The sequence below is a fragment of the Conyzicola sp. genome, assembly GCF_046714715.1.
In the GTDB taxonomy this organism is placed as follows: domain Bacteria; phylum Actinomycetota; class Actinomycetes; order Actinomycetales; family Microbacteriaceae; genus Conyzicola.
The window spans coordinates 1-7,829 of record NZ_JBKKAD010000141.1 but is presented as its reverse complement, the minus strand read 5'-3'; the positions used below and the strand labels follow the sequence as shown (position 1 = coordinate 7,829).

The following is a 7,829-nucleotide window of genomic DNA, read 5'->3' as shown; positions in this document are numbered from 1 at the left end:
GGGGGGGTGGGTTGAGCCTATCAGCCGCTGGGCGGGCCCCCTTTAAGGGGGGGTGGGGCACGGTACCTAAGTCGGGTGCCCCTCCGCCTGCTGGCTGGGTACCTGTCAGGAGAGCGTGCCGAGCTTCACATCGACGGTCGACGCCTCGCCATTGCGCACGTAGGTGATCGTGGCTTCGGCACCGCCGGCGAGGGCGCGCACCTGGGCGGTCAGGTCGGTCTTGCCCGTGACCGGGAGCCCGTTGATGCCCGTGATCACGTCGCCCGAAACGAGACCGGCTGCAGCCGCGGCGCCTCCGGGTGTCGTCTCTTGGATGCTCGCACCGACGGTGGCGCTGTCGGTCTGCGCGCTGTCTTCCGTGACGTCACTGATCGATGCGCCGAGCAGGCCGTGAGTGGCCGAACCGTTGGCGATGATCTCCTTGGCGACGCGCTCGGCGAGGTTCGCCGGAATCGCGAAGCCCACACCGATGCTGCCCGACTGTGAGGCGGCGCTCGTGCCACCGGCGCTGGCGATGGCGACGTTGATGCCGATCACCTCGCCGTCGGCGTTGAGAAGGGCGCCGCCCGAGTTGCCGGGGTTGATCGCGGCATCCGTCTGGATGACGGCCAGAGAGATCGTCGAGGAGCTGGCGGTGGGGGCGGGCTGGCTCTCGTCCTGCTGTCCGGGGAATCCGAACTCGAAGAGGTTGTCGTCGGGCGTGGACGGGTCGGGTGCGGTCGCCTCGGGGTCAGTCGGTGCCGCCGAGGACGCGATCGTGATGCTGCGGTTGATCGCGCTAACGATGCCGTCGGTTACCGTGCCCGAAAGGCCGAGAGGAGCGCCGATCGCGATGGCGGTGTCGCCCACGTTGAGCTTGCTCGAGTCGGCGAACGACGCAGGCTGCAGGTCGGTCACGCCCTCCATCTTGATGACCGCGAGGTCGGAGATCGGGTCGGTGCCCACGATGGAGGCCGAGAACAGCCGGCCGTCGTTGGTCTGCACCTGGATCGCCGCGTCGCCGGTGGCCCCGTCGAGCGTGACGACGTGCGTGTTGGTGAGCACGTAGCCGTCGTCGCTGAGGACGACGCCCGAGCCCGTTCCGCCGGCGTCGCTAGATCTTGCGGAGATCGTCACCACTGACGGCGTCGCTGTGGCGGCGACCGCCGTGACAGTGGTCGCGTTGTCGGGGTTGTTGACGGTGATGTTCGCGGGCGAGGTGACCGCGCCGACCGAGGATCCGCCGTTGCCGTCGGTGAGCGCGAGTACGATGCCGCCGCCGGCTGCACCGCCGACGAGAGCGCCGACGGCGAGGGCCGCGACGAGCAGCACGGGACGGTTGCGGCGGAACGAGGAACCGTCTTTGGCGGGGGTGCCGTTGGCGGGCGGAGCCGGTGGAGTCGCCGAGCTCTCGAAGTGTGGGAGGGGCTGCGCGACGGCCGGGGCTGCGGAAGCCTGGGGGGCCTCAGAGAGGGCTCGCGGCGCCGGTGGCGCAGGGGGTGCCGGAGGTGCGGGATTTACCGGGGTGGGGGGTGTGGAGTTTACGGGTGTTGCGGGAATCTCGGGGGTGTCAGTCATCAGGTGCTCCTTCCAGCGCAGTAAGCATCCCGCGCTAACCTGAACGTTTTATATGTGTGCGCTGAAAGCAAACCTCGGCTTTCGAGACCCGGGTTTTCAGCAGCCCGGACCCTCGGGATTGTCACGGCAATCGCGGTTCACCAGCACGGTGGCGGCATCAGCGGCGGTGGCCGTGATGCTGTTCGCCGGCAGCTGCAGCGTGCCGGGGATCGCGACCCATCCGCTGGCACCGAAGCGGTATTCGGCGGAGTATTCGACGGTCAGATCGATCGTGTAGACGCCGGGTTCGTCGAAGACGTGGCTCGTCGCGGTCGGCGAGAACTCGGCGACGTTCTGCGCGGCCCAGCTCGAGCCGGGCGTCGCGCTCGACCGGCTCGACCCGTCGCCGTAGGTCCAGGTGAACGAGCGCGAGCTGAACCGCACCGAGGCGGGCAGACCGAGGAGCGTGCCGTTCACGATCTGCGCGGACGCGTCGGAGTAGAAGTTCGTGTCGAGGCCGACCACGATCCAGCCGTTGGGCTCCATATAGTTGCCGCCCGTCATCGGGCGGAAGCTCGCGATATCGGAGAGTGTGACATTGGTGGGCGGGGTTCCCGTGTAGGTGGTCCAGAACTCCGCGCGGTAGAAGCCACCTTGGGCTGCCGCCTCGCTCTCGAGTTGCGTCTCGTAGGCACGGCGCTGCTCGTTGTTCAGCTGGTTCTTGTTGAAGGGCCGCGGCGTGCCGGTGCTGTCGCGGTTGGAGCCGCTGCCGCCACCGGAGTTGCTGTTCTCGTCGGTCCGAATGTTCGCCGTGTCTCCGTCAATAAAGGCCTGTACACCCGGGCACCCCGTGGTTCTCCTCACGCTATCCGGGCAGGGAATCATCGGATCGGCCGCAATAGCGTGTGTGGGATGTCCCACCACAAGTGCGAGCGCGATCGCCCACGCCGTCAATCGCAGAAATTGTCGCCGGACCACGGTCTCTCCCCCGAAACGATCAGTCGCGCATTGGTCTTCCCGTCCACATCAAACGAAATCTCGGTGGGAGAGCGGTCGGGGCGGGAAGGGGAAACAACTGTCGCGCCGGTCGCGTCTACGACATCGACCTCAGACAAGTCGACACAACCATAAATTCGAACAGCCGCCGTCACCCGATTTGCGTCATATTCCTGGAGCGAAACGGAATCAAGTTTGGTCTGACCCGTACCAGTCCAGCCGTTATCAGCCGCGGTTTTGTATCCCTCGACCTGAGCATCGAATATCTGCTGCGTGGCGACGTCGAGAAGACGCTCGGGATCTTTTCCGCCGTCCGCGAATATCTGGTCTGTCATAGCGAGATACGCCGCATACGCCTCCTTCGCCGCGGCCAGTGCCTCCTCGTCGGAGGCGAACAGCGGGGTGCTGGTCGGGGTGGGCGTATCGTCGGCGACCGGACCCTCGGGCGCACACCCGGTCGCGGCAAGGGCGGCGACCAGCACGAGTGTGACGAGGGCCGAACGTCGCTTGGTTCGCATCCGCACAAGATAGGCCAAATCGACGACGCGAGCCGCGAATTATCCACAGCCACGGGGCGGTTAGGCTTAAACCACGATGACAGTCTCCGGTTCTTGGCAGCACGCGGCTCGAGGGGCAATGCTGCTCGGCGATGACGGCGGGCTGCGACCCACGATCTTCGCCGAGATGAGCGCGCTCGCGACCAGTTCGGGTTCCATCAACCTCGGTCAGGGATTCCCCGACGAAGACGGTCCGGCCGAAGTGCTCGAGGCCGCGCGCCAGGCGATCACCGACGGCTTCAACCAGTACCCGCCCGGCACCGGCATGCCCGTTCTGCGCAACGCGATCTCGGCCCACCAGCAACGCTTCTACGGCCTCAGCGTCGACCCCGACCGCGAAGTCCTGGTCACCGCCGGAGCCACCGAGGCGCTCGCCGCCACGATCCTCGCGCTCACCGAGACGGGCGACGAGGTCGTCACCCTCGAGCCCTTCTACGACGCCTACGGCGCGGTCATCGGTCTCGCCGGAGCCACCCACGTCACGGTGCCGATGCACGCGCCGGAGTTCCAGCCCGACCCCGACGAGCTGCGCGCCGCCATCACCGACCGCACGCGGCTCATCCTGATCAACAACCCGCACAATCCCACCGGCTCGATGCTCTCGAGAGAGACGCTGCAGCTCATTGTCGAACTCGCGACGAAACACGACGCACTCATCGTGACCGACGAGGTGTACGAGCACCTCGTGTTCGACGCGCCGCACATCCCGATCGTCACGCTGCCCGGCGCACGCGAGCGCACCATCACGATCTCGAGCGCCGGCAAGACCTTCAACACGACCGGGTGGAAGATCGGCTGGATCACCGCGCCGCCCGAGATCGTCTCATCGATCCTCGCCGTGAAGCAGTTTCTGACCTTCGTCAACGGCGCGCCCTTCCAGCCGGCGATCGCGGTGGGTCTCGCCCTGCCCGACTCCTTCTTCACCGGCATCGCCGCCATCCTCGGCCGCAAGCGTGACCTACTGTCGGCGGGCCTCGCCAACGCCGGTTTCGCCGTGACGAGGCCGCAGGCCGGATATTTCGTAGTGGCGGATGCTGCGCCTCTCGGTTACCACGACGCGGAGGAGTTCTGCCGCGCCCTGCCCGGGCTCGCCGGAGTCGTCGGTGTGCCGATCAGCGCGTTCGTTCGGCCGGAGAGTCGCGCCGAATACTCTTCGCTCGTACGGTTCGCCTATTGCAAGCGCGAGACCGTGCTCGACGAGGCCGTGGCCCGGCTGAGTGCCCTGGCGCGCTAGCGCGGATCAGGCGGCCGGCTCAGGCCGACTCGACCGCCGCGGTAATCCGCGGCAGGCGAACGATGAAGGTGGTTCCGACACCGACCTCGCTCTCCACGTCGAGGGATCCCCCGTGCGCGTCGATGATCGCCTTGGTGATCGTGAGTCCGAGCCCGACACCGGGAACCGCGGCGCGCGTGGCAGTGGACGCCCGGAAGAATCGCGAGAACAGCTGGTCGAGCTCGTTGGCGGGAATTCCCATGCCGGTGTCGGTCAGGCGCACGACGATCTCGTCGCCGTCGCTCGACACCGCGATGGTCACGTTTCCGCCGCGTGGTGTGAACTTGATCGCGTTCGACAGCAGGTTGTCGATCGCCTGTCCGATGCGCGTGGGGTCGCCGCTCACGAGCGCGAATTCGTCGTCGACATCCTCGACGATCGTCACTCCCTGCGCGACGGCGACGGGGCTCGCCGACTCGATGGAGGCGCGCACCACCGGTGCGATATCGACCTCCGACCGCTCGATGTTGAACGAGTTCGCGCCCACCTGGGCGGTGAACAGCAGGTCGCCCATCAGCCGCAGCAGTCGGTGCGCGTTGCGCTCGGCGATGCCCAGGTACATCATCTGCTCGTCGGAGAGCGGATCGTCGGCGTCGTCGCGCATGAGTTCGAGGTAGCCGAGGATCGAGCTGAGCGGGGTGCGCAGTTCGTGGGAGATGAGACCCACGAACTCGTCTTTGAGCCGCGACACCTCGAGCGCTTGGGTGACGTCGGTCGCGACGAACAGGTAGCCGGCGGTGTCGCCGAAGTCGTTCACTCGCCGCGTTACCGCCACCTCGACCGCGAGCTGCAGCCCGTCGGCGCGCAGGTAGGTCCACTGGCGAACTTCGGGCGTGCCCAACCGCGCGGACTCGACGAGCGCCGAGAATCCCGGGGTGAGCACCGTCTCGCCCGGCGGGTAGTTGAGCTCGCGCGAGCGCTCGTCGAGCTCGTCGGCCACGTGGAAGTCGTAGATGAATTTCTTGCGCTGGGCCTCGGCTGCCGTCAGGCCCAGCATGCGCTCCGCACCCGGATTCCAGACGTCGATGCTTCCCGTCACGTCGGTGCCGACGACCGACTGTTCGGTCACCGCGTCCAAGACGCTGCGGGTGAGCTTGTCGGCCGCGCGCAGCTGCGCCTCGTTCTCACGTAGGCGCTTGGTGTAGTCCTCCGCGCCGCGCAGCATGACCTCGCGCTCCTCGGCGAGCCGGCGCACGGACTCGACCTGCACACGGCCCTGGCGGGAAATCTCGTTGATGATCGCGGCACCCATCGCGAAGACGACGGGCGCGAAGGCCGACCGCAGAAGGTCTCCGGATGTCGCGGCGGTGCTGAACCCGAGGATGTCGGTGAGGGCGACGAACGTGCCGACGCCCGCGATGATGATGTAGCGGCGCCCGGGCTGCGCGGCGATCCAGATGACCGGGAGGATGATGAGCGAGCTGAACGGCGACAGGTTGCCGCCCGTGCCCGCGCGGAAGGCGCTGAGTGCGAGCAGGTCGAGCACCGGCACGAGGATCGCGAGTCGAACCAGCGACGGCTGGTAGCTCAACAGCGCGGCCAAGGCGGTGGCGATGAGCACACCCCAGATGCCGAGCAGTGCCGCCGGCCACACGGTGAAGTCCATGTTCGGCGAGATCACGACGATGAGTACGGCGCCGAAGAACGCGATCGCGAGCGGGCCCTGCTTGAGGAAGGTCGAGGCCGTGTCTACCCTGATGGTGTCGAGCACCCAGTGGTACAACTTCACGCGGCATTCCATTTCGGAACGAAGTCGGTGAGGATCTGGCGCACATTCGCGCCGGTGACGGGTTTCGGCAGCGAGTGGTGGCCGGTCGGATAGTCCTCGGTGTTGAGCACCGAGGTGATCGCGATGACACACTCCGGATTGTCCGCCCCGAGGCGCACCGCCAGCTCCCAGCCGTCCATTCCGGGAAGCACGAGATCGATGACCGCGAGGTCGGGGGTGACGATGCCGTAGGCGGTGATCGCTTCTTCGGCGCTCGGGGCGACGCGAACGTCGCAGCCCGCACGTTCGAAGTAGCGGCGCAACAGCAGCCGCTGATCGTCGCTGTCTTCGACGATCAGCACCCGAACCCGTGTGTCGAGTCCGGAAGCCGCTGGCACGGCGGGCGTGGTCACGCTTCGCTGATTGAGCTTGCGGCGACCGGCTGTGCCGAGCCGGTTGCGGGAGCAGCTTCGCGAACCGTCTCGAGCGGTTCGACGCTCGTGCCTCCGCCGAATCGACCCCAGTAGCGGGCCGACGCGAGAACGAACTCGGGCTCGAGGTACGACCGGATGCCGGCTTCCCCGCTGAAGCACTCGACGAGGGCCAGCTTGGTGTCGGTGTAGCCGTCGATCGAGACGAACTTCGACGGGCGGAAGTCGACGGTGGACGACTGGCTCTGGAAGGCGAAGAACGTCGGGACATCGGATGCCGCGGCGAGCGCTGCCTCGTGCGTGGCACGGTGCGCGGCGTCGTCGTCGTTCACGCTGTGCGTGTAGACGATGGTCGGCGAGACCTCGGCGACGACGCGGGCGATCGTCTCGACGGCGGCGGAGCCGGTGTCGATCGTGCCGACCGGGAGGTCTTCGAGGAAGAGACGGGCTCCGAGGATCTCCGCGGCAGCTAGGGATTCGTGCTCGAGGTCGGTGTGCTGGCCCGAGGACGTTCCGCGCGAGAGCGTGAGGATGGTGACGGTGTCACCCGCTGCACGGTGCGCGGCGAGAATGCCGCCGATGCCGAATTCGACGTCGTCGGGGTGCGTTCCGATGGCGAGGACGCTCTCGCGCGGGCTGTCGCTCTGGCCGGAGCGGGCGGCGCGACCGTCGGCAGCCAGTCGCATGACCGCGGTGACGAGGTCGGAGGCGCTGATCGGCTTGATGAGGAACTCGTCGGCCTGCGCGTTGAGCGCGCCGACCGCGTAGTCGACCGAGATGTGGGCCGTCATCACGACGATCGGGATGCCGGGGTGGTCGGTGCGAACCTGCTCCATCAGCTCGAGACCGTTGATGCCGGGCATCTCAATGTCGGTCACGACCACGTCGGGCAGGAAGGCGTCGATAACGGCGCGGGCCAGGGAGGGGTCGGACACGGTCTCGACGACACAACCGCCGCGCTTCTCCAACACCGTCTTGGTGTAGAAAGCGACGTCAGCGTCGTCCTCGACGACTACAACTCGATAGGCCTCGGCCATTACAGTTCCTCCCCAAATAACTAGCTCAACTCTACGGGAGAGAAGGGTCGATCGCGGCAACGCCGAACCGGCGAAGACTAATAGCCGGATTCACCTTCCTGGCCTGGGCTACCCGGTCGAGCGAGAGCCAGGCGACCGCGACATCCGTAGTCTCTCCGACCGTCGCGATCTCGACTCCCATGGGGTCGAGGATCATGCTGTTTCCCACGCCCGTGGGCGGGGCCTGGTCGGCCGCGGCGATGTAGATCGTGTTCTCGATCGCGCGCGCCGTGAGGAGGGTGCGCCAGTGGT

General features: G+C 67.1%; 8 protein-coding genes. 1 reads left to right on the top strand and 7 read right to left on the bottom strand.

Annotated elements, in window-relative coordinates; genetic code table 11:
• Positions 1 to 105: 105 nt before the first annotated feature.
• From ACLQ6X_RS10415 to ACLQ6X_RS10405, 3 genes are all read right to left on the bottom strand, one after another.
• Positions 106 to 1,557 (bottom strand): S1C family serine protease, encoded by a 1,452-nt coding sequence (locus ACLQ6X_RS10415; RefSeq protein ID WP_411700095.1) that lies wholly within the window; start codon positions 1,555 to 1,557, stop codon positions 106 to 108.
• Positions 1,558 to 1,653: 96 nt separating this feature from the next.
• Positions 1,654 to 2,400 carry a PKD domain-containing protein gene (locus ACLQ6X_RS10410; RefSeq protein ID WP_411700094.1) on the bottom strand — a complete coding sequence of 249 codons (747 nt, stop codon included), beginning with the start codon at positions 2,398 to 2,400 and terminating at the stop codon, positions 1,654 to 1,656.
• 86 nt (positions 2,401 to 2,486) lie between these two features.
• Positions 2,487 to 3,050, bottom strand: a complete 564-nt coding sequence (locus ACLQ6X_RS10405) for a hypothetical protein (protein WP_411700093.1) — start codon at positions 3,048 to 3,050, stop codon at positions 2,487 to 2,489.
• A gap of 76 nt (positions 3,051 to 3,126) precedes the next feature.
• On the opposite strand from ACLQ6X_RS10405, the gene ACLQ6X_RS10400 reads away from it, so the two are divergent.
• Positions 3,127 to 4,323, top strand: coding sequence for a pyridoxal phosphate-dependent aminotransferase (locus ACLQ6X_RS10400; protein WP_411700092.1), 1,197 nt, complete (start codon positions 3,127 to 3,129; stop codon positions 4,321 to 4,323).
• A gap of 19 nt (positions 4,324 to 4,342) precedes the next feature.
• Here the strand turns inward: ACLQ6X_RS10400 and ACLQ6X_RS10395 are convergent, their stop codons facing one another.
• The 4 genes from ACLQ6X_RS10395 to ACLQ6X_RS10380 all read right to left on the bottom strand — a co-directional run.
• Complete coding sequence (locus tag ACLQ6X_RS10395; RefSeq protein ID WP_411700091.1) at positions 4,343 to 6,091, bottom strand: ATP-binding protein; 1,749 nt, start codon at positions 6,089 to 6,091, stop codon at positions 4,343 to 4,345.
• Positions 6,088 to 6,483, bottom strand: coding sequence for a response regulator (locus ACLQ6X_RS10390; protein ID WP_411700090.1), 396 nt, complete (start codon positions 6,481 to 6,483; stop codon positions 6,088 to 6,090). The genes ACLQ6X_RS10395 and ACLQ6X_RS10390 overlap by 4 nt, the downstream gene beginning before the upstream one ends.
• Positions 6,480 to 7,538 (bottom strand): response regulator, encoded by a 1,059-nt coding sequence (locus ACLQ6X_RS10385; protein ID WP_411700089.1) that lies wholly within the window; start codon positions 7,536 to 7,538, stop codon positions 6,480 to 6,482. The genes ACLQ6X_RS10390 and ACLQ6X_RS10385 overlap by 4 nt, the downstream gene beginning before the upstream one ends.
• 31 nt (positions 7,539 to 7,569) lie before the next feature.
• Positions 7,570 to 7,829 (bottom strand): nitrilase-related carbon-nitrogen hydrolase (locus tag ACLQ6X_RS10380; RefSeq protein WP_411700088.1); only part of this gene is annotated, 260 nt, incomplete at its 5' end.

Coding starts and splice junctions, on each gene's coding strand:
- ACLQ6X_RS10415 (WP_411700095.1), bottom strand. CDS start 1,557: ATGACTGACACCCCCGAGATTCCCGCAACACCCGTAAACTCCACACCC.
- ACLQ6X_RS10405 (WP_411700093.1), bottom strand. CDS start 3,050: ATGCGAACCAAGCGACGTTCGGCCCTCGTCACACTCGTGCTGGTCGCC.
- ACLQ6X_RS10400 (WP_411700092.1), top strand. CDS start 3,127: ATGACAGTCTCCGGTTCTTGGCAGCACGCGGCTCGAGGGGCAATGCTG.
- ACLQ6X_RS10385 (WP_411700089.1), bottom strand. CDS start 7,538: ATGGCCGAGGCCTATCGAGTTGTAGTCGTCGAGGACGACGCTGACGTC.